Below are 20,196 nucleotides of genomic sequence, written 5' to 3'. Positions count from 1 at the left end.
GTGTGCTGTCCACGGCGCTGTTCATGAGGCGGCGCCGGCCTCCGGGACGGACGGGGCCTCCGGGGCCGACGGGGCTTCCGGGGCTGACGGGGTCTGCGGCGTGGACGGGGACCAGGTCAGTTTGACCACCAGATGGCCCTCGGCGGTGCCCTTGGCGATGAACGCGCCCGTCTCGGCGGCCAGTTTCACCCCGAACTCGATCTCCACCCCGTCGGGCCTCAGCGAGCCGTCCCGGAAGACGCGCAGCGCGGACTCGGCCGCCGCCCGCACTCCGTCCAGGGCGCCCTCGAAGGTGCGGGCCGCCTGGACCGTGCCGTCGCCGCGGGAGACGAGGCGGGAGCCGGACCGCTCCTCGACCGCCTCGACCGCGACCACGGCACCGTCACCGGTTCTGAACTCGACCAACCCGTCCACGGCACCCCCGTCGTCTCGTTGCGTTGGGCATTCCCATTGTGACGGAAGGTACTTGATGACGCATGGGGCATTCACCCCGGTCACGGTCCGACGGTCCCCCGGATCACCCCCAGCTCCACCAGGTCCTGGGGACGGATGCGGAGCTGGTCCGCCGTCGCCTCCACCTCGCGCGGGGGCCGTTTGAGGATGGCCGCCGCCAGTTCCGGGGCGATCACGGAGAAGTAGCTGTCGGGGGTGGCCCAGGTGTTGCCCGGTGCGGCCAGGGCCAGTGCGCCGCCGGAGCCGCCCTCACCGATCAGCAGCGTGGTCACCGGGGTGCGGGCCCCGGCGACCGCGCCGAACAGGTCGGCGATCGCCGCGCCCGCGCCCTGCCGCTCCGCCTCCGCGTCGTTGGCCGCGCCCGGGGTGTCCACGAGGGTCAGCACCGGGATGCCCAGCCGGTCCGCGAGGCGGATCAGCCGGGCCGCGGTGCGGTAGCCGGCGGGGCGGGTCGCGGTTCCGGTCTGCGCGGCGTACGCGACCGTACGGCCCTCGTGCGTGCCGAAGCCGCACAGCATGCCGTCCGGGTCCGTGCCGCCGCAGCGGTCGCCGCTGATCGCCACCCGGTCGGTGAAGTAGGCGTCCAAGTAGGCTGCCGCGCGCGGCCGTTGCGGGGAACGGGCGCGGCGGACGGCGTCCCAGCCCGTGGCGGGCAGGACCGCGGACCCGCCCAGCGGTTCGGGTGGCGGGGCGGGCGTGGTGGACGGGCACGTCAGCAGCCGCAGCCACCGCCCGAGCGTCTCGCGCAGCTCCTCCGGCCGGACGACCGCGTCCGCCGCACCCGCCGCGACCTGCGCCTCCGCCGTGTACGCCGCCGGGTCCGCGTCCGCCGGCCGCACCCGGGAGCCGGCGAAGCCGACCTGGGCGCCGGGCAGCGCGAGCACCACGTCGGCGCCCGCGCCCAGGGTGGCCCAGCCGCCCCCGGTCGTCGGGTCGCGCAGGACCGCGACCTGCGCGAGACCGGCCTCCCGGGTCAGCGCCGACTGGCGGGCCACCCGCTGGAGTTGGGTCAGCGCGAGCATGCCCTCCTGCATGCGGCTGCCGCCCGTCGCCACCAGCGGCACGACCGGGAAGCGGCGTTCGCGGGCGTACGCGTACGCCGCCTCCAGCCGGTCGCCGGTGCGCTCGCCCAGGGAGCCGCCGAGGAAGCCGAACTCGAACGCGATCAGCACGGCCCGGGTGCCGCCGACGCGGGCGGTGCCGCAGACCACGGACTCCTGCTCGCCAGTGCGTTCGGCGGCCCGGGCGCGGGAGGCGTCGTAGCCCGGCCAGGCGAGCGGGCCGTCGGGCCGCGACTGCCTTGTGGGGGTGGGCAGTTCGGCGAAGGTGCCGTCGTCGGCGAGGGCGGTGACGACCGCGCGGGCGGAGAGGCGCTCAGTCATGGGCCAGCGCCCGCTTCATGATCTTCCCCATGTCGTTGCGGGGCAGCGCGTCGAGGTGGTGGACGACCCGTGGCCGTTTGTGCGGCGCGAGCCGCTGCGCGACATGGTCGGCCAACTCCGCGAGCGCGGGCGGCGCCTGGGGATCCGCCGGCACGATCCACGCCACGATCCGCTCACCGAGGTCGGCGTCCGGCTCCCCGGTGACGGCCGCCTCCCGCACCCCGGGGTGTTCGAGGAGCGCGTTCTCGATCTCACCGGCCCCGATCTTGTAACCGCCGCTCTTGATCAGGTCGGTGGCCTTGCGGCCGACGATCCGGACGTAGCCGTCGGGGTCGCGCACCGCCATGTCGCCGGTGCGGAACCAGCCGTCGGCGGTGAAGGCGGCGGCGGTGGCGTCGGGGCGGTTGAGGTACTCGGTGAACAGGTTCGGGCCGCGCACCTGGATCTCGCCCACCGTCTCCCCGTCGTACGCGGTGACCTCCGAACCGTCCTCCTCGACCAGCCGCAGCTCCACGCCCGGCAGCGGTACGCCGACCGTGCCCGGGCGGGCCTCCCCGTCGGCTCGGACGCTGGTGTTCATCAGCGTCTCCGTCATGCCGTACCGCTCGATCACCCGCCGCCCGGTCGCGGTCGCGATCCGGCCGTGGTCGTGCACGGGCAGTGCCGCGGAGCCGGAGACCAGCAGCCGCGCCCCGGTCAGCGCCTTCACCAGGTCCGGGTCGCTCGTCACGGCCTCCGCGATGCGGTGGTACATCGTCGGCACGCCGAACAGCATGGTCGCGCCGCCGTTCAGCTCGCGGGCCACGCCCTGGGTGCTGAAGCGGCCCAGGTGGCGCACCGACCCGCCGCGCCGCAGCGGGCCGAGCGTGCCCAGGACCAGGCCGTGCACATGGAACAGCGGCAGTCCGTGGACGAGGACGTCGTCACCGGTCCACTGCCAGGCGTCGGCCAGTGCGTCCAGGGTGCTCGCGACGGCCCGGCGGGGGATGACGGCGCCCTTGGGCGGGCCGGTGGTGCCCGAGGTGTAGACGATCAGGGCCGGGGCCTCGTCGCCGGCGTGGTCCTCGGGAGCGGTGCCGGTGCCGTGCACGTCGACGTCGATCCGGGGCAGGTCCCGTACGGGTGCGGGGAGTTGGTCGTCGGGTGCCGTGAGCACCAGGTCGGGGGCGCTGTCGGACAGGATGTGCCCGAGCTCCTTCTCGCCGGACTTGGGGTTGAGCGGCACGGCGGGCACTCCCGCCAGCAGCGCGGCGACGACCGCGACGGCCGTCTCCATCGTGGGCGTCGCCCAGACGGCGACCCGCGTGGCCTCGCCGATGCGGCCCGTCAGCGCTCCGGCCGCGGCGGCGAGCTGCGCGTAGGTCAGGGAGCGCTCGCCGAACCGGAGGGCGGGGCGGTCGGCCGGGGCTTCGGTCAGGGCCGGGAAGAGAGGGGTCACGCGTCCGTCTCCTTAGCTGTTTGCCTGTCTGTCTGTTCCATGGGACATCGTCCGGCTATCCCCAGCCGGGGACGACCATCACCAGCCAGGCCGCCGCCGGTACGACCGCGACCACGATTCCTCCGTACACCATCAGCTGCCGGAAGAAACGCTCCCGGTCGACGTCCGGCGCGGCGGCCAGGACCAGGGCGCCGTTCGTGGAGAACGGGCTCACGTCCACGACGGTCGCCGACACGGCGAGTGCGGCCACCATGCCGATCGCGCCGATCTCGCCTCGCTCCAGGAAGGGCACGGCCAGGGGGATCAGGGCGCCCATGATTCCCACGGAGGAGGCGAACGCGGAGACCAGGGCGCCGATGTAGCAGAGCAGGAGTGCGGCGAGGAGGGGGATTCCGATGCCCCCTACGCCCTCGCCGGCCCAGGTGATGGTGCCCATCTCGTCGAGGACGCCGACGTAGGTGAGGACGCCGCAGATGAGGAGGACCGTGGGCCAGGCGATCTGGCCGGTCGCCTGGCGGCTGTCTTCCGGCCAGGCGGTGCTGAGGACGACGGCGAGGGTGATGGCGGTGAGGCCCGCGTCCAGGTCGAAGACGAGGACCGCGACGACCAGGGCCAGGAGGGAGGCGAGGGTGGCGGTGCGGGCGGGGGTGAGGCGGGTGGTTTCCGAGGTACTGGTGGGAGCGGATGAGGGCGGGTCGGTCCGCGGCTCGGCGGTGCGAGGTGCCGCCGCGCCCGCCCGTGCGGCCCCAGCGGCACGATCGCCCGCGGCCTGGTCCTCCCGGGCCCACAGCTTCAGGCCCCCGCACGCCACGTACACCACCGCCGCGATCACCACGTTCGCCGCCAGTGACGCCAGGAACAGCACGACCTCGTTGCCCGGGAGCTTCTCGCGCTCGACGATGCCGTTGACGATCGAGCCGTAGATGCTGATCGGGGAGAAGCCGCCGGCCTGGGCGCCGTGCACCACCATCGCGCCCATCAGCAGGGGGCTGATCCCGTACCGGGTGGCGAAGCTCAGCGCGATCGGTGCGACGATCGCGACCGCGGCCGGGCTGACCGCGCCGATGGCCGTGAGCGCACCGGTCAGGGCGAACATCACCCAGGGGATGAGCGCCACCCGCCCCCGCACGAGCCGGACGGCGGCGTGCACGAGCCAGTCGGTGGTGCCGTTGGCGCGGGCGATCGCGAAGAGGTACGTGACGCCGACCAGGACGACGAACAGGTCGCCGGGGAACCCGGCGAAGATGCCGTCCGCGTCGAGGTCCGCGACCAGCCCGCCGACCGCGAAGGCGGCGGCGAAGGCGAGTGCGCCCATGTTGACGGAACGGGTGGTGGCGATGACGAACACCACGACGAGGACGAGGATCGAGATGAGTTCGGGGGACATGCGGGCTCCCGTCGTTGGGCCCCGGAGCGGCTGGACAGCACCTTCAGTGGCCGAGTGGCTGAGCCACTTGAGGTGCGCTGGTCGAACAGCGTGGGTGCGGGCCGGACGCCCGTCAAGGGGGTGCGCAGGAATTGGCTCAGCCACTCCGCCACTGTGAAGACCCGGTGTTACGCTCCCGGCGAGAGGGGGAGCCCGTGACCGACGCCCTGCGCCCCATGACCAAACAGCGCCTCTACGAACAGGTGCTGGAGCGGCTGCGCCAGTACGTCGCCGAGGGCGGTCTGCGCGCCGGCGACCGGCTGCCGCCCGAGCGGGACCTGGCCCAGCGGCTCGGGGTCAGCCGGGCCTCGGTGAAGCAGGCGATCGTGGTGCTGGAGGTCCAGGGCCTGGTGGAGGCCCGGCACGGCGGGGGCACCTATCTGGTGCGGGACAGCCTCGACACCGAACCGGTCGAGCGGATGGTCGAACGCCGCCGGCGCCTGCCCGATGTCCTGGAGGCCCGGGAGGCGCTGGAGACGAAGCTCGCGGAGCTGGCCGCCGAGCGGCGCACGGAGGACGACCTGGCGGCGATGCGCTCGGCGCTCGCCCTCATGACCGACGAGATCGAGGCGGGCGGCCACGGCGTCGAGGGCGACCGGCTGTTCCACGGGGCCGTGACGGCGGCGGCCCACAGCAGTCTGCTCGCCGAGTTCATGCGCTCCATCGCCGAGCAGATCGCCGAGAGCCGCACCGAGTCCCTCCGCCAGCCCGGCCGCCCCTCCCGCTCCCTCTCCCAGCACCGGGCGATCCTCGACGCGATTGTCGCAGGACAGCCCCGCCAGGCGGCCTCGGCCATGCGCCGCCACGTCCGCACGGTGGCGAAGGTGCGGCTGCTGGACTGGGAGCCGGAGGAGGCCTAGGGCCCCCGTCGGCTGCGGGCTGATCCATGCGACAGGCGTCAGGCGCCTCGGGGCTCTCCTCGCTCCACGACGTCCGCCACCACGCAAACGGGCTGTCGCGGTTCCGGACGGGATTGTTAGCCTGCGACGGACATCGAGTCGATCGTCCGTACGAGGATGGAGTCGCCGTGGCCGGCACCCCGCGCATCGCCGTCGTCACCTACGACCCCCGCGGCGAGGAGCACAAGGACCGGGACCTGCCGGTGCTGGTGGCGGCGCTGCGGGAGGCCGGGGCCGATGCCGTCGCCGTCCACTGGGACGACCCCTCGGCCGAATGGGCCGCCTTCGATCTCGCCCTCATCCGCTCCACCTGGGACTACAGCTGGCGCGCCGAGGAGTTCACGGCGTGGGCCGAGCGGTGCGGGAAGGCGACACGGCTGGCCAACCCGGTGGACATCGTGCGGTGGAACGCCGACAAGCGCTACCTCGGGCAGCTCGCGGAGGCCGGAGTGCCCGCCGTGCCCACCCGGTACTTCGCGCCCGGCGACCCCGTCGACCTGCCCGCCGACCGCGAGTACGTCGTGAAGCCCGCCTCCGGGGCCGGTGCCCGGTACGCCGCCCGCTACCCGGCCGGGGAGCGGGACGCCGCCGTGCGGCAGGTCGAGCGCATGCACGCCGAGGGGTTCACCGTCATGGTGCAGCCCTACCTGACCGGCATCGACACCTATGGCGAGCGGGCCCTGCAGTTCTTCGGCGGACGCCTGCTGCACGCCGGCGTCAAGGGCGCCGTCCTCGCGCCGGGCACACCGTACGACGCCGACAAGGTCGCCCACCCCGACCTCCGGCCCTGGGAGCCGACCGCCGCCGAACTGGCCGTCGCCGAGCGGGCGCTGGCCGCCGTGCCCGGCGATCAGGAGCCGCTGTACGCGCGCGTGGACCTCGTCACCGGGCCGGACGGCGAGCCGTGCGTGATGGAACTGGAGCTGATCGAGCCGAACCTGTTCCTGTGGCTGCACCCGGATTCCGTGCCGAGGGTGGTCGAAGCGGTCCTGGCCGCCGCCTGATCACGACGCCTGGGGCATTCGTCCCCTGATGCCGCGGAAGGCCGAACAGTCCGGCAGGGGTCAGGAGTCACGCATCCGGACGGGAGCTCTCAGCCCTGACGGCCGGTGACGGACACCCGCTGCACCAGCCCCCAGGTGAACTCCGCGACGGCCTCCCGCCGCACGCCCTGCGCGTCGGGCGCGGTGAACGCAAGACCCCACCGGGTCGGTGCCGTGCCCTCCAGGGGCCGCGCCGGGGCGAAGGCACGGGCCGCCTCGTCGACGGTGCAGGACCAGGGGGTGAGGTCGTCCAGCGTGCGCAGGGCGGGGCCCTTCGCGCCGGGGGCGCGGACCAGCCACTCGTTCCACACCGCGCGGTTCGGGGCGGTCAGCACCTCGAAGCGCAAGGACGGCCAGAGCGGGACCGGCCACAGCCAGGCCTCGCAGTCCAGATCGCCGATCCGGCGCGGCATGCGGGACTCCGGCTCGCCCAGCACCTGACGGTAGCGGGACAGGGGAGCGCGCGAACGCGGGGAGCGGACCATCGCCTGCCACCGCCGGTTCGCCTCGCGCATGTCCGCGATCGACACCCCCAGCTCATGGCGGGCGTCCTCCACCAGGCCCGGGTTGTGGTCGGCCATGCGGCGCAGCAGCACCAGCTGGAAGTCGAGCGGGGTGAAGGGGCTAGCGGGGTGCTTTCCGGAGGGCATGGGACCCATCGTCGCCCACCGGGGTCCTGCCGGGGCGGCGGCCGTCGGGCAGGAACAGGACGGAGTTGACGTAGCGCGGGCCCCTGAGGAGCGGGGAGGGCAGGACCCGGCGGAGCAGGCCGTGGGAGACGACGTAGGAGGCGTCCGCCTGGTGGTTCTCCAGGGGGAACCTGGCCAGCGGCACCCAGGTGTCGCCGGGCAGGACCCAGCCGTCGTAGCCCAGCAGGGACAGATAGGTCACCACCGGCGCGATCGGCTGGATGCGGGACTCCAGTTCCACGAACAGGGCCGGCCGGTCGCGGGCCAGCAGGCCCGTCGCGCCGCGCAGCACCGCGGGCTCGTTGCCGTCCACGTCGATCTTGATGAAGCCGACGTTGCGCAGGCCCAGTTCGTCCAGCGTGACGCAGGGGACGTCCAGCGCGCGGCCGTGGATGTCGCGGCGGACCAGCGAGGACACGCCCCGGTCGCCCGAGTCGTCCGAGGGCAGCCACAGGCGGGCGATGCCCGGCCGGTCCGAGGCCGCCGCCCGGATCACGCGGACGTTCGGCGGAGCCGCGGCGATGAGCAGCCGGGCCAGATGGGGCACCGGCTCGATCGTCACGACCTGCTCGGCGAGGCCGGACAGGCGGTGCGTCCAGGGCCCGTACCAGCCGCCGACGTCCACCGCCGTACCGCAGCCCGGCGGGCACAGCTCGGCGAGCCGGGCCAGCTCCGGTTCGAACCGGGGGTAGAGCGCCCGGGCCGTCGCGGCCACCAGGCGGGTGGGCAGGAGGGGGGCGACGCGGGCTGCCAGGCTGGTCACGGTGCCATCCTCTTGAGGAGTTCCTCGTGCTCGTCGTCCGGCACCTGCTCGCCCGAGGACGGCAGCAGCTGCGGAATCCCGTCGGTGATCGGGTAACGGCGGTGCAGGCGCGGGTTGTACAGCGCCTCCCCCCGCCCGGCCTCCTCGGCCAGCAGGTGCAGCGGGCCTTTGTCGAGCGGGCAGGCCAGGATCTTCAGCAGCGGGTCGTCGGGCTTCATGGGGATGCGAGCTCCTCGGCGGGTGGGGAGGGTTGGGGAGCGGTGTCGTGCTTCGGCATGGTCAGCAGTACGGCCACCGCCAGGGCCGTGCCCGCCACCCGCAGCGCGAGCCGCAGCGGCTCGTCCGGCAGGGCCTCGCCGAACGACAGCGTGCCGAGCACCGCCGTGAACAGGCTCGTCACGGTCGTGCACACCGGCACGATCAGCGAGGCCCGGCAGCGCTGGAGCGCCGCCTGCGACATCACCAGGCCGAACACACCGGTGAACAGCAGCAGATACGGATAGGGGGAGCTCAGCAAGTCCAGCACGGCGCCGCCGATCCCGTGGGTCGTCAGGTGGCTGGAGACGCCCTTGATGGCCAGCGAGCTGACGCCGTACAGCAGGCCCACGGCCACGCCGTACTCGACGCCGGTCGTGGGGCGCCGGTGCCGGTTGCGGGTGCGCCGCTCGGCGGAGCCGTACAGCCACACCCCGGCGGCCAGCGACGGCACGCACACCAGCAGGATCAGCTGGTAGGGCGCGTCCTGGCTGACGGTGTCCGAGCCCTCCCGCAGCGACAGCACCACCATCAGCAGCGCCAGCAGGATCGCGCCCAGCGCGTACCGTTCCCGGCCGGACGTCTCCTCCCCGAGCAGCCGCGCCGACAGCAGCACGAGCAGCACCAGGCCGGAGACGAAGATCCCCTGGGCGGCGGCGATGGGCAGGGTGCGGTAGACGACGAGCTGCGCGGCGAAACCGGCGGCCAGGGCGAGGGAACCGCCGATCCACAGGGGGCTGCCGACGACGAGGCGCAGCAGCCGGGCCGGCTGCCGGATCGTCACCTCGGGCAGGGAGGTGAGCGCCCGCTTCTCCAGCACGAAGCCCAGGCTGTACAGGGTGTTCGCCAGCAGGGCCGCGGCCACTCCCCACCACATGGGCTACGTCCTCCTGGCGTGCAGCAGCAGGATCGACGCGAGCTGCGGCCGGGCGCAGGCCAGCCGGTCCAGCGGCCGCAGCGGGCGCGGCACGCCGTGGAAGGGGGCCCCTTCGAGCCGTTCGACGGTGAACCCGGAGGCGGCGACGAACTCCCGGAGCGCGCGGGCGGTGTAGAGCCGCAGATGCCCCACGACCTCCTTGCCCGGCCGCCCGTGGATGCCGCGCAGGCTGACCTCCGAGAACACGGGCTGCACACCGGCCAGCAGCAGGCCGCGGTTGTACCAGGCGGCGAGGTTCGGCGTGGACAGCATCAGATGCCCGCCGGGGCGCAGGATCCGCCGGATCTCGTCGAGGGCGGCGTCCGGGTCGACGAGGTGCTCGATGACCTCGCTGAACAGCACGGCGTCGGCGGAGGCGGAGGCGAACGGCAGTCCGCCGCCGGTGAGTTCGCCGCGCACCGCGTACGGGATGCGGGTGCGGGCGCGGCGCAGGGCGTCCTGGGACCAGTCGACGCCGATGACGCGGTGACCTGGGAGGAGCGGGGCGGCGGTGGCGGCGGCGGTGCCGTCCCCGCAGCCGATGTCGAGAACGGTCCGGGGGGTGTGGGCCGCGGGTCCGAGGGCCCGGGCCAGCATGCGGGCCTGGCGGAGGCTGCGCGGGGTGCCGGAGGCGACCGGCACGGCGGGGTTCTCGTAGAAGTCGCGCAGGTCCCGGGGCGGGGGTTCGGTGGTGGTCGGTGTCGTCACGGGGTCACCTCCGTGGTGTGCAGGTAGTGCTCGAAGAGGTCGCGGAGGTGGGCCCCGTCGCCGTGGCTGAGCAGGGCCTTCGACCAGCGCAGGGCGAGGTGGAGACGGCCGGCCGTGGAGGCGGTGGTCACGGTCAGGCCGCGTGGCATCCGGGCCGGCGCCGAGAACCAGACCGCGTGCGCGCGGCCCGCCTCCTCGCCGAAGTCCAGCGGGTACGGGATACGGCCGATGTTGCTGAGCAGGGTCGTCGACGTCCAGGGCGCGGCGGCCCTGCGCAGGGTGCGGGTGAGGGCGGCGCGGGCGGTGACGGGGGCCCAGGGCGCGGTCAGGAGGGCGGCGCCGTGGCCGAGTTGGGGGCGGGGGAGGGCCTTCAGGGCGCGGGTCCGCTCCGCGGTGCGGCGCAGCAGGGCCGGCATGTCGGTGACGTCCAGTTCCCCCGGCGCGTACGGGACTTCCACCAGGCGGGTGCCGTTGCCGATGGGCATCGTGGTGTCGCGGGGGCGGTCGTCCACGGGCATCGTGATGCGCAGGGGCCGGGGGCGGGCGCCGTGCTCCCTGTTCCAGTGGGCGATGGTCAGGGCCGTGGTGACCATGAGCTGGTCGTTGACGGTGTACGGGGAGCCCTTGGGGCGGTGCGGGAGGGGGAGCTCGGCGACGAGCATGCCGTTGCCGGGGGAGGGGTCGGGCGTGCCGTGCGCCACCCGCGCCGGGGGCGACCAGGTGGCCGGGGTGTCCGGGAGTTCCCGCCGGGGCTCGGTGGGGCGGGTCGGGGGCGCCGCCGGGGAGTTGTCCCGGCCTCCGTACAGTTCGGCGGCCGTGGCCAGGACGCGCAGGCAGGCCGGGCCGTCCAGGGCGGTGTGGTTGATGGTGAGGAGGAGGACCGAATCCACCACGTCGAGTCGTATCGGCGGGGACAGCGACAGCGGCGGGGCGTCCGTGAGGGCCCGGGTCCGGGCGTCCCGCAGGGCTCGTGGGCCCGGCGGGGCGAAGGTCACCACCTCCACATCGGGCTCCGGGGTCAGCTCCCACTCGTACTGCCGCCGGTACCACGGCCCGCTCGCCTCCCGCATCAGGATCCGCGGATGCCGGTGCAGCGCCTCCAGGAACGCCTTGCGCAGACGCGCCTGGTCGAGGGGGCCCGGGAGGTGGACCTCGATGTGGACCGTTTCCGGCTCGGCCTCCTGGAGGCAGTGCCGGGAGACCTCGTCCACCACCGGGAACGGGATGCGTACCGGTGCCGTCATGCGGGCTTGCCCTCCCCCGGGTCCGTCCTCGGCAGCCGTTGCGTCGGCGCCTCCGGAGCCGGTCCCTCGCGCAGGCTCACCAGTCCCGCGAACAGGCCGATCAACGCCAGCAGTTGGGCCGGATGCCCGAACGCGCCCTCACCGGCGCCCACCGGCTCCCCGGCCCCGAAGGCCGCGACGATCCCGGCTGCGGCCAGGGCGGCGAACGCGATCGGCACCAGCAGGGTGTGCCGCCGGGTGGCGAGCAGCGCCAGCGCCGGGACAAGCAGCGCGAACCAGCCCGCGATCACCACGCCGACCAGCGTCAGCGCCACCGTGCCGAGCCACAGCCCGGGCAGCGGCGGGACCGGCTGCGGCGCGTCGGGGTTGGCGGCTCGGCGGCGCCACAGCGCCAGGCCCAGCAGGACCGCGATGCCGGCGCCGCTGCCGATCAGGGCGGCGTCGTAGGTCGTGGCCGGCTCGTAGGACAGCTTGACCGCGCCGCCCGCCCCGGCCGGGACGCGCCAGCCCTGCTGCCAGCCGTCCAGCCGCACCGGGGTCAGCTCCTTGCCGTTCAGGGTGGCCCGCCAGCCGTCGTTGAAGTTCTCGTACGTCGTGAGGTACGAGGCCGCGCCCGAACCGACCGTCACCTCGCGCCGGTCGCCCAGCCAGTCCCGGACCCGCAGGTCGCGCCCGGCCGCCGCGGCCTCGGGGACCGTGCCGCGGGTCAGGGTCACGTCCGTCAGCGCGAGGGGGCCGGCGTCTCCGCCCTCCAGCCGGTGGTCGCCTGTGTCGAGCTGCACCTCGGTGTCGCTGCGGCCGTCCTGGCAGAGCGTCACCTGTACGCCCCGGCGCTCCACCAGATCCCGCACCGTGCCCTTCGCGCTCGTCTGGTACAGCTCGCCGTCCAGCGCCACGTCCGGGCCCTTGCCGCACGGCAGGGAGAACTTCCGGGTGCCGTCCGGCTGCGGGGTGCGGTACTGGTCGAGGGACGGGAGGTAGGCCTCCGTGAGGCCCACCGGGAGGCGCAGGTCCTCGTCGGCGACCGGGTTGTGCAGGGTCAGCGGGGCCGTCTCCGTGATCGTGATGTCGAGGCGGTCGGTGGTGATGGCCGGGAAGCGCACCCAGCCGTTCTTGTCGACACCGGCGGTGGCCGCGCCGTCCGGAGAGCTGATGTGCACCTCGGACGCCCGGGCGGACAGGCCGCCCGCGGGGGCCAGCACCAGTTCGCCGACCGGCTGCTTGCCCTCCCAGCGCAGGTGGAGCGTCGGCCGGCCGCCCGCGACCCACGCCGTCGTCAGATCGCCGTCGGTGAGGTTGCGTGCCGCGAGGCCCGCGCCGAGGCTCGCCGTGGAGTCGGCGGTGGCGACGATCCGGGCCTGCTGCTCGGGCGCGACCTCGTAGAGCAGCTCGTCGAGTTCCTCGCCCGGCACCGGCACCGCGCTCGCCTGCACCTCGTACGTCCCGGCGGCCGGGGTCGTGAAGCGTCGGTGCAGGCCCGCCTCGGTGCCGGTCGCGGAGAGACCCGTGGGGTCGGAGGCGCGGTGCAGGGAGACGACGGTCGCGGCCGACGTGGCGTCCTCGGCGTCCGCCGGGAGCCGCAGCAGCCGTGTCACCTGCACGTCCGGCAGGTCGATCTCGGAGAAGCCCGCGCCGGTCAGACCGGCCCTGCGCTCCACGGAGTCCACGATCGTCAGCTTCATCCACCGCGTCGCGCCCTCGGGCGCCTTGATCCGCTGGGTCATGCCGTTCGGCTGGAGGAAGCTCGTCCGCTCGCCCTTCTCGGTCTCCACCCGCACCTTCGTCGCCGCCGCGCGCACGCTCTCCTGCGGCAGCGGTGTGACCTTGAAGGAGGCCGGCATGTCGTAGGAGCCGGTGAAGTCGATGCGCAGCCACTGCCCGTCCGGCGTGTCCGGCGCGCCCTCCGCCCACGCGGTGTCCGGGTTGCCGTCGAAGGCGTTCACCGGGTCGTACTGCGGGAGGTGGAACAGCCAGTTGCCGTACGAGGACGCCGACACCGAGCGGGCGCCCCGCAGTTCGGCGACCGTCTGGTGCTCGGTGCCCTCGGCGGGCAGGATCTGGCGCGGCTTCTCGCCCGGGTCCTGCTGGGCGTCCGGCGCGTTGCGCTCGTCGCGCGTGTACGTGTACGACGTACCGGCGTTGACCAGCCCGAACCGGGTGTCCGCCCGCCGCAGTCCGTCACCCGTCACCTGCACGGCAGGGGTGCCGAGCCCCGGGTGGTTGTCGCCGCTCAGGACGGTCGCCCGGCCGCGCAGCCGCTCCGCCAGGGGCAGCAGCGCCTCCGGCCCGCCGGACACCACGGCCGTGTCCGCGACCGGGGCGAGCCCCGCCTGCCCGGGCCGGATCACGTCCTCACCCGTCGGCCGGTAGATCTCCACGGCCCGCTGCCGCGCGTACAGCCCCTCGACCTGGAGCGGCGCGTCCTGCGCGATCCGGCCGCCGGTCATCACCGGCCCGAGTCCCGTCACCCGCTCGTACCCCGACTGTTCGAGGGTGCGTTTGACGGTCGTGGTGGGCACGTAGCCGATCTGGTCGGGGTCGAGGTCGTTGCGTACGACGACGTAGTACAGCCCGGCCCGGCTCAGGTAGTCGGCCAGGCCCGGCACTTCGGAGCCGGACAGCAGCGCCTGCTCGACGGCGTCCATCGCCCGCCGGTTGCCGGGCGTGCCGAACGGCACGTAGTCGCGCTGCGCCCACCGCGACTCGGCGAGCACATCGAGAGGCTGGTCGATGGGGGAGCCCCAGGAGTAGACGCCGTGCGCGGTCGCCGGGACGACCAGGGCACGCGAGTCGGGGGAGTACTTCTCCAGCCAGTCGGCCGTGGCCTGCCAGTAGGTGGGGAGCTTCTGGAACGAACCCGGGTTGAGGATCGAGCCGTTGAGGTACGGCCACAGCAGCCCCGGCAGGATCAGCACGGCGGCGACCAGCGGGGTGAAGCGGCGGCCGCGCACCTGCCGGGCCCCGCGCGGCTCGGCCGCCACACCCACCAGATGCGCCAGACCCAGCACGAGCGCCAGCGCCACGCCCGTCTGGAACTTGTAGATGTTCCGGAACGGCGACAGCCACCCGTCCAGCCAGCCCTGCACGACCCCGTGGAACGGCGCCCCGAACGCCCCGCCGTACCCGGCGAGCAGCACCAGCACCGCCACGAGCACCGTCAGCACCAGCCACCGCCGCTCGGGCATGTCCCGCCGGGCGAGGCCGGCGAGCCCGAGTCCGGCCGCCAGGGCCGAGCACAGGATCACCACGACGGAGGAGGCCACGGCCCAGCCGGCCGGCAGCCATGCCTCGCCGAGGTGCAGATAGGCGACCCAGTTCCCGGCGCCGCGCAGCGCCTCGGTCGCCGACATGGTGTCGGTGGTCGTCTGCGAAGTCTCTATATAGGGGAGGAAGTTCTCGCCGTAGACCCCGAGCAGCAGCAGCGGCACCCACCACCAGGCGGTCACCACGATCACGGCGGGCGCCCACCAGGCGATCAGCTTGCGCTGCCGTGGCCCGGGCGGCCGGGACAGCAGATACAGCCCGACCGGCAGCAGGGACGCCAGGGTCGCCGACGCGTTCACCCCGCCCATGAACGGCACGAGCAGCGCCGACCGCAGGGCCGCGACCCGGGCGGCGTACCGCTCGTTCGTCAGCGGCAGCAGCACCCACGGCAGGAACGCCCCGGGCAGCGCGGCGGCCGACGTCGACCCGATCACGGTCGTGAACAGCGGCCACAGCGCATAGGCCACGGCCCCCAGCAGCCGGGACGCCCCGCTCCCCACCCGCAGCCGCTCCGCCAGCCGCAACGCCCCCCAGAAGGCGACGGACACGATCAGCGACAGCCACAGCCGCTCCGCCAGCCACACCGGCAGCCGCAGCAGGTCGCACAGCCAGTAGAACGGCAGCATCGGCCAGAGATAGCCGATGTACTGGTCCTGGATCCCGCCGAACCCGGCCCGGTCGTGCCACAACTGGCCGAGATCGGCGAGGAACTGCCCCGGATCGACCGTGACACCGAGCTTGGTGTCGAAGGTCTGCCGCCCCGGCTGCACCGCGAGGAACAGCACGAACACCACGGCCCAGAAACCCAGCAGCCAGCGCCGCGACCGCGGGCCGTCGGGCGGGCCCGAGGTGGTCGCGGTGGTGGGGACGGCTGCCGGGGGAGGAGCCTGGACCGTGGTCGTCATGGGGGACACCGCCGCAGAATGAGGAGGAGGTTCCAGGTGGCGAACTCGCGGATGCCGGGCGCCTTGACGACGGCCTCCGCGAGGAACGGCCAGTAGCGGGAGCGCGCCGAGACGACCGTGACGTCGTCCCGGGCGCGCACCTGCCGCAGGGTGGAGCCGATGTGCACCGCGAACAGGTTCTCGCCGAGCGTGTGCTTGGCGGGCCGGCCGGTCCGCCGCAGGTAGCGGGCCCGGGCCCGCTCGGCACCGAAGTAGTGCCACGGGGCCCACTCGTGCCCGCCCCACGGCGACAGCCAGTTGGTGAACGACACGTAGATCAGCCCGCCGGGCCGCGTCACCCGGGCCAGCTCGCTGAGGAACGTCTCCGGATCCGCCACGTGCTCCAGCACGTTGGAGGAGAAGGTGACGTCCGCGACCCCGTCCCGCAGGGGCAGCAGATAGCCGTCGGCGACGACGGACGCGGCGGGGGGTGTCCCGCCGAGTTCGGCCACGTCGGGCTCGAAGAGGAACGCGTTCGCCCCGCGCCGCCGGAACTCCTCGGTGAAGTACCCACTGCCTCCGCCGACGTCGAGGACGGTGCGCCCGGCGACGGACCCGTCGCAGGCCTCGACCTGATCGACGGCGTCGCGGGCGAGCAGCGAGTAGCAGGTCTCGGGATCGTCCTGTTCACGAAGGAAGGCGCGGAACAGGGCGACCGACCGCCGAAACGACGGATCCTTGAATCCGGGGCGCGGGGAGGTGCCTTCCCCGGGGAGCGGGGCTGTGACATGTCCGGCTCCGCCGCGTGGGCGCACGGGTGGTCTCACGGCGCCCAGCCCTTCACCGCCTCCGCGGCGACAGCCCTGAACTGCCGAACGGTACGGTCCCACCGGAACTGCGCCGCCCGCTCCCGGGCCGCCTTCCCCATCAGCTCACGCTGCCGCCCGGACAGGGCGAGCGCACACCACGCCGCGGCGAAGGAGGACTCGCCGCGCGCGAGGATTCCGGTCTCGCCGTCCACCACGGAGTCCTTGAGCCCGGGCACGTCGAAGGCCACACTCGGTGTCTCCCGGGCCGCGGCCTCCGTCACGACCAGACCCCACCCCTCGACGGCCGAGGGATGCAGCAACAGCCAGGCGGCGCACAGCAGCCGGTGCTTCTCGGCTTCCGTCACATATCCGGTGAACTCCACACCGGGACCGGCAAGCCGCTCGAGACGCTCTCGCTCGGGCCCGTCACCGACGATCACCAGCCGGCCTCCGGTCACCGGCCGCACCCGCTCCCAGAGCCGCAGCAGCAGATCGATCCGCTTGTACTCGACCAGCCGCCCGACGGCGACGAACAGCGGCTCGGCCGAGCGGTCGGCACGCGGGCCCGGTTCCTCGACCCCGTTGTGCACGACCCGGATCCGGTCCCGCTCGACCCCGATCGCCCGCAGGGCGTGGGCGGTCGAGGAGGACACGGCGACGAGCAGGTTCCGCTGCTGCGCCCCGGTCAGCGCCCAGTGTTCGAGTCTTCGGCCGATCCGGGCGGCCGGCGCCAGCGGCCCGCCGAAGCGCATCGTCCACAGATCCGTATGGACGTGGTTGACCAGGCACAGCGTGGGTCCCTGATGCCACAGGGGCGCCAGATACGGCATGCCGTTGCAGACCTCGACCAGCAGATCGCAGTCGCCCACCTGGCGGGTGAAGGCCGACCGTGCGCGCAAGTAGTGCCCGTACGGGCCGCCCGCCGACACGACCCGGTAGTCGCGGAAGGCCGCGGGCCCCCCGCACAGCAGGGTGACCTGGTGGCCCATGCGGGTCAGGCCGTCGGCGAGCTTGTCGACCAGCAGCTCGGAGCCGCCGGCGGACGGGTTGTCCAGATCTCGGTGGGCGAGGAAGACGATCCGGCGCGGCTGTGGGGGGTGCGCCGGAGGGTGCTGCGGCGCGCTGGGGGACGCGGTGCGCAGCGTGGACGGTACGTGCTGGGGCATCGGTGCTCCAACTCGTCTCGGGGTGCGGAACTCAGCGTGGGGAAAACGTGGGTTCGTCCCTGGCGGGAGTCTGCCTGTGGGGGGCCTGAGCTCTTCCTGGGAGGGGAGTGTGGACGGGTTGTGCTCGGGGTGGGGTTGGACAGTTTTCGCCCGGACGTTCTCCACGGCTACTCACCGACGTGACAATTTCGGGCTTTGTTAGAGCTGACGTCACATCACATCGTGAGCGAGGGCTGGGGCTTTCCGGTTGTATCGGACGGAACGGGGTTCTCCGGCTCCTTCCGCCCACGCACCACGAGAACGCCACCCACCACCGCAAGCACGAAGCCGCCCACCGCGGCCCCGATCGGCAGTGTCGTGCCCACCATCCGCAGTTGCCCGCTGTCCCGCTTCGCCTGCCGCACCGCTTCCTTCTGCGTCGCGGTCGTGAACGAGACCTTCCGGCTGTCCAGCAGCACGGCCGCGTCCTTCTTCCCGCCCGGCGCCCGCAGGGTCCGCTTCGGACCGGTCTGCGCGTAGATCACGCGGCCCGTCGCCTGGTCCACGACCAGCTCGAAGCCGTGGTTGGAGTACCACTCCTCGGCCAGCACCTGCGGCCGGTTCGGCTGGTCGACGAGGCTGCCGGGCACCATGCGCGTGCCGGTCCTCGTCGGCGGCACGGAGCCGGTGAACTTGTAGCCCGTGTAGCCCTGGATCTTCGCGGTGCCCCGGTAGCGCAGCACGACCGTGTCGCCGAGGGTGTTGTCCCACCACTGGTAGGAGCGTTTCTGCACGTCGAAGGGGAACTTCAGGTACGCCTCGCCCTCGATGTACGGCTTCTCCCCGCAGCAGTGCACCGGCCGCGTGGTCTTCCGGTCCATCACCCAGCGGTGCGGCACGAAGTCCAGCGCGTCGTGTGGATCGGCGGCCGGCAGCGACTTGTCGGTGTCGACCGTGGTCGTGACGTCCCAGACGGCGTTGCCGCTGCGCTCGCTGTCCTCGACGTTGCCCCGCACCCGCTGGGTCACGGTGATCTTCCGGTCGGGCACCGTCTCGATCCGGTCAGTGTCGAAGACGCTGCCCCGGCCGGTGTAGACGGCGGTCGTGTCGATGTCGATCGGGTTCACCGCGGCTCGCGGCTCCACGTACCAGGCGAGCAGGGGCGCCAGCACCAGCAGGAACGTGCCGAGACCCAGCAGGACCAGGGAAAAGGGAGAGGTTGTACGGCGCATCCGGGCACTCCAGTGGCTTGGGACGGCTCGACGTACGAGGGGACCGGCACGGCGGCGAGATGTGCGCGTGCGGTTGGGCCGGGAACCGTAGGCCGCTCTTGACGGGGTGTCAATGCTTGTCGAGACTGGGGCGCGACAGGCAGGGACGGGACGCCGGGGTGGGGACAACCTCCGGATGATCTCCGGACGATTCCGGACAGAGAGGCTGACCCTGCGATGTCCAGACTGCTCGCTGCCGCGCTGACCGTCGCGCTCGCCGCCGCCCTCGCCGTGGGCGCCGCGCTGGGCGTGGTCGCGCTGCTCGAAGCCACACCCGACCAACCGAACACCCCCCTGATCACGTACGAGCAAGACAGTCAGGGGAGTTGACCGTGACGGCCGCCCGCACCGCAGCCCTCACGACGCGCTCGGCGTGGCACGACGTACCGCGCTTCCAGGTGCGCCGGTTCGCCGCGATCGCCATGGCCGAGGCGCCCGCCCTCGCCGAGGAGATCCTCTGCGAGATCCAGCGCGAGTACCCGCATCTGCCCGTCGTCCTCGACGACTCCGGCGAGCCGATGGCCCTGGTCGGCATCCGCCGCGCCATCGAGGTCTTCGTGCAGCACCTGGAGCACTCGGAGGGACGTCCGACCGTCCCGCCCGGCGTCTTCCAGGACTTCGGCCGCGGCGAGGGGCTGAACGGCCGCTCCCTCGACTCCCTTCAGGCCATCTACCGCATGGGCGTACGCCTGGCCTGGCGCCGCTTCGCCGACATCGGCCAGCGCGTGGAGATCCCGCCCCCGGCGATGTACGAACTCGTCGACGCGGGCTACGAGTACCTGGACGGCCTGGTCGACCAGTCCGTACGCGGCTACGCCGAGGCCGCGGCCCGCCAGGCCGGCGAACGCCTGCGTCTGCAACGCCGCCTGATGGAGCTCCTCCTCGCCGAGCACCACCGCGGAGACCCCGCCGAGGCCCTGACCGAACGGGCCGCCCGGATCGGCTGGCCCTTACCGGCGAAGGTCGCGGTGGGCGTCCTGCTCCGCCCGGCCCGCGAGGCGATGGCCCCCGCGGTCGGCCAGGGGGTCCTGCTCGACATGGAGTACGAGCAGCCCCGCATGGTCGTGCCCGAACCGGACGCGGCGGGCCGCCCCGAGCTCATGCACCGGGCCCTGGCCGGCTGGTCCGGCGCCATCGGGCCGCCGGTCCCGCTCACCGACGCGGCCAAGTCCCTGCGCTGGGCGGAGGCGGCGGTCCGCCTGATGGAACGGGACCTCCTGCCCTCGGGCGAGGTCCTCTACTGCACCGAACACACCGAGGCCCTGGTCCTCCTCCAGCCCGAGGAACTCATCGACGACCTGGCCCTGAGATGCCTGGCCCCCCTGACCCACTGCGGCCCCACCCACGGCCGCCGCCTCGCCGAAACCCTCCTGGCCTGGCTGGAAACCCGCGGCGGCGCCCCGGAGGTCGCCACCCGCCTGGGCGTCCACCCCCAGACGGTCCGCTACCGCCTGCGCCAGATCCGCGAACTGTGGGGCGACGAGATCGACGACCCCGACCGCCGCTTCGAACTGGAGCTGGTGCTGCGGGCACAGCGGTTGCGGGGGGAGCTGGGAGGGATGCGGGGGCGGCGGGGGCGGGCTTGAGCACCTCTCTGTGCGGGGCAC

At 73.5% G+C, this 20,196-nt stretch carries 18 protein-coding genes; 4 read left to right on the top strand and 14 right to left on the bottom strand.

The features are described 5' to 3' along the window. Positions 1-21 precede the first annotated feature (21 nt). The 4 genes from AB0G20_RS01620 to AB0G20_RS01605 form a co-directional block, all read right to left on the bottom strand. On the bottom strand, positions 22-414 hold the full coding sequence (locus tag AB0G20_RS01620; RefSeq protein WP_361294145.1) for a CU044_2847 family protein: 393 nt from the start codon (positions 412-414) through the stop codon (positions 22-24). Positions 415-494: 80 nt separating this feature from the next. Then, on the bottom strand, positions 495-1,835 hold the full coding sequence (locus AB0G20_RS01615) for a carboxyl transferase domain-containing protein (protein WP_361294142.1): 1,341 nt from the start codon (positions 1,833-1,835) through the stop codon (positions 495-497). Further along, positions 1,828-3,273, bottom strand: a complete 1,446-nt coding sequence (locus AB0G20_RS01610) for an acyl-CoA synthetase (RefSeq protein WP_361294139.1) — start codon at positions 3,271-3,273, stop codon at positions 1,828-1,830. The genes AB0G20_RS01615 and AB0G20_RS01610 overlap by 8 nt, the downstream gene beginning before the upstream one ends. A gap of 55 nt (positions 3,274-3,328) precedes the next feature. Beyond that, positions 3,329-4,660: an SLC13 family permease gene (locus AB0G20_RS01605; RefSeq protein ID WP_361294136.1), complete on the bottom strand. Its 1,332-nt coding sequence runs from the start codon at positions 4,658-4,660 to the stop codon at positions 3,329-3,331. A 194-nt stretch (positions 4,661-4,854) separates the two neighbouring features. On the opposite strand from AB0G20_RS01605, the gene AB0G20_RS01600 reads away from it, so the two are divergent. Both AB0G20_RS01600 and AB0G20_RS01595 read left to right on the top strand, forming a co-directional pair. Next, positions 4,855-5,559, top strand: coding sequence for a FadR/GntR family transcriptional regulator (locus AB0G20_RS01600; protein WP_361294133.1), 705 nt, complete (start codon positions 4,855-4,857; stop codon positions 5,557-5,559). 167 nt (positions 5,560-5,726) lie between these two features. After that, a complete protein-coding gene (locus AB0G20_RS01595) occupies positions 5,727-6,602 on the top strand; it encodes a hypothetical protein (RefSeq protein WP_361294130.1) in 876 nt (291 codons plus the stop codon). Positions 6,603-6,691: 89 nt separating this feature from the next. Here the strand turns inward: AB0G20_RS01595 and AB0G20_RS01590 are convergent, their stop codons facing one another. From AB0G20_RS01590 to AB0G20_RS01545, 10 genes are all read right to left on the bottom strand, one after another. Continuing rightward, positions 6,692-7,300, bottom strand: coding sequence for a hypothetical protein (locus AB0G20_RS01590; RefSeq protein ID WP_361294127.1), 609 nt, complete (start codon positions 7,298-7,300; stop codon positions 6,692-6,694). Beyond that, entirely contained in the window at positions 7,266-8,093 is an 828-nt protein-coding gene (locus AB0G20_RS01585) for an FkbM family methyltransferase (protein ID WP_361294124.1), read from the bottom strand. Before AB0G20_RS01585 ends, AB0G20_RS01590 begins: the two co-directional genes overlap by 35 nt. Beyond that, a complete protein-coding gene (locus tag AB0G20_RS01580; RefSeq protein WP_361294121.1) occupies positions 8,090-8,311 on the bottom strand; it encodes a Trm112 family protein in 222 nt (73 codons plus the stop codon). Before AB0G20_RS01580 ends, AB0G20_RS01585 begins: the two co-directional genes overlap by 4 nt. Continuing rightward, entirely contained in the window at positions 8,308-9,213 is a 906-nt protein-coding gene (locus AB0G20_RS01575; protein ID WP_361295764.1) for a hypothetical protein, read from the bottom strand. The genes AB0G20_RS01580 and AB0G20_RS01575 overlap by 4 nt, the downstream gene beginning before the upstream one ends. 15 nt (positions 9,214-9,228) lie before the next feature. After that, positions 9,229-9,972 carry a class I SAM-dependent methyltransferase gene (locus AB0G20_RS01570; protein WP_361294118.1) on the bottom strand — a complete coding sequence of 248 codons (744 nt, stop codon included), beginning with the start codon at positions 9,970-9,972 and terminating at the stop codon, positions 9,229-9,231. Then, positions 9,969-11,216 carry a condensation protein gene (locus AB0G20_RS01565; protein ID WP_361294115.1) on the bottom strand — a complete coding sequence of 416 codons (1,248 nt, stop codon included), beginning with the start codon at positions 11,214-11,216 and terminating at the stop codon, positions 9,969-9,971. Before AB0G20_RS01565 ends, AB0G20_RS01570 begins: the two co-directional genes overlap by 4 nt. Beyond that, positions 11,213-15,385, bottom strand: a complete 4,173-nt coding sequence (locus AB0G20_RS01560; RefSeq protein WP_361294112.1) for an alpha-(1->3)-arabinofuranosyltransferase — start codon at positions 15,383-15,385, stop codon at positions 11,213-11,215. The genes AB0G20_RS01565 and AB0G20_RS01560 overlap by 4 nt, the downstream gene beginning before the upstream one ends. Continuing rightward, the gene (locus tag AB0G20_RS01555) at positions 15,382-16,074 is read right to left on the bottom strand and encodes a class I SAM-dependent methyltransferase (protein ID WP_361295761.1); all 693 of its coding nucleotides are present in this window, start codon (positions 16,072-16,074) and stop codon (positions 15,382-15,384) included. The genes AB0G20_RS01560 and AB0G20_RS01555 overlap by 4 nt, the downstream gene beginning before the upstream one ends. Positions 16,075-16,187: 113 nt before the next feature. Next, positions 16,188-17,339 (bottom strand): glycosyltransferase family 4 protein, encoded by a 1,152-nt coding sequence (locus AB0G20_RS01550; RefSeq protein ID WP_361294109.1) that lies wholly within the window; start codon positions 17,337-17,339, stop codon positions 16,188-16,190. A gap of 215 nt (positions 17,340-17,554) precedes the next feature. After that, positions 17,555-18,550: a DUF3068 domain-containing protein gene (locus tag AB0G20_RS01545; RefSeq protein WP_361294106.1), complete on the bottom strand. Its 996-nt coding sequence runs from the start codon at positions 18,548-18,550 to the stop codon at positions 17,555-17,557. Positions 18,551-18,766: 216 nt separating this feature from the next. Here AB0G20_RS01545 and AB0G20_RS01540 point away from each other — a divergent pair, with 216 nt between their 5' ends. Continuing rightward, the gene (locus tag AB0G20_RS01540; RefSeq protein ID WP_361294103.1) at positions 18,767-18,919 is read left to right on the top strand and encodes a hypothetical protein; all 153 of its coding nucleotides are present in this window, start codon (positions 18,767-18,769) and stop codon (positions 18,917-18,919) included. 2 nt (positions 18,920-18,921) lie between these two features. Beyond that, positions 18,922-20,175 carry a helix-turn-helix domain-containing protein gene (locus tag AB0G20_RS01535; RefSeq protein WP_361294100.1) on the top strand — a complete coding sequence of 418 codons (1,254 nt, stop codon included), beginning with the start codon at positions 18,922-18,924 and terminating at the stop codon, positions 20,173-20,175. The last annotated feature ends 21 nt before the right edge of the window (positions 20,176-20,196 follow it).

This window comes from Streptomyces sp. NPDC024017, from assembly GCF_040638895.1.
Taxonomy (GTDB): domain Bacteria; phylum Actinomycetota; class Actinomycetes; order Streptomycetales; family Streptomycetaceae; genus Streptomyces.
The sequence above is the reverse complement of the archived record's forward strand: the minus strand, read 5'-3'. Positions and strand labels throughout refer to the sequence as shown.

Coding starts and splice junctions, on each gene's coding strand:
- AB0G20_RS01540 (WP_361294103.1), top strand. CDS start 18,767: ATGTCCAGACTGCTCGCTGCCGCGCTGACCGTCGCGCTCGCCGCCGCC.
- AB0G20_RS01545 (WP_361294106.1), bottom strand. CDS start 18,550: ATGCGCCGTACAACCTCTCCCTTTTCCCTGGTCCTGCTGGGTCTCGGC.
- AB0G20_RS01550 (WP_361294109.1), bottom strand. CDS start 17,339: ATGCCCCAGCACGTACCGTCCACGCTGCGCACCGCGTCCCCCAGCGCG.
- AB0G20_RS01565 (WP_361294115.1), bottom strand. CDS start 11,216: ATGACGGCACCGGTACGCATCCCGTTCCCGGTGGTGGACGAGGTCTCC.
- AB0G20_RS01615 (WP_361294142.1), bottom strand. CDS start 1,835: ATGACTGAGCGCCTCTCCGCCCGCGCGGTCGTCACCGCCCTCGCCGAC.
- AB0G20_RS01590 (WP_361294127.1), bottom strand. CDS start 7,300: ATGGGTCCCATGCCCTCCGGAAAGCACCCCGCTAGCCCCTTCACCCCG.
- AB0G20_RS01605 (WP_361294136.1), bottom strand. CDS start 4,660: ATGTCCCCCGAACTCATCTCGATCCTCGTCCTCGTCGTGGTGTTCGTC.
- AB0G20_RS01560 (WP_361294112.1), bottom strand. CDS start 15,385: ATGACGACCACGGTCCAGGCTCCTCCCCCGGCAGCCGTCCCCACCACC.
- AB0G20_RS01580 (WP_361294121.1), bottom strand. CDS start 8,311: ATGAAGCCCGACGACCCGCTGCTGAAGATCCTGGCCTGCCCGCTCGAC.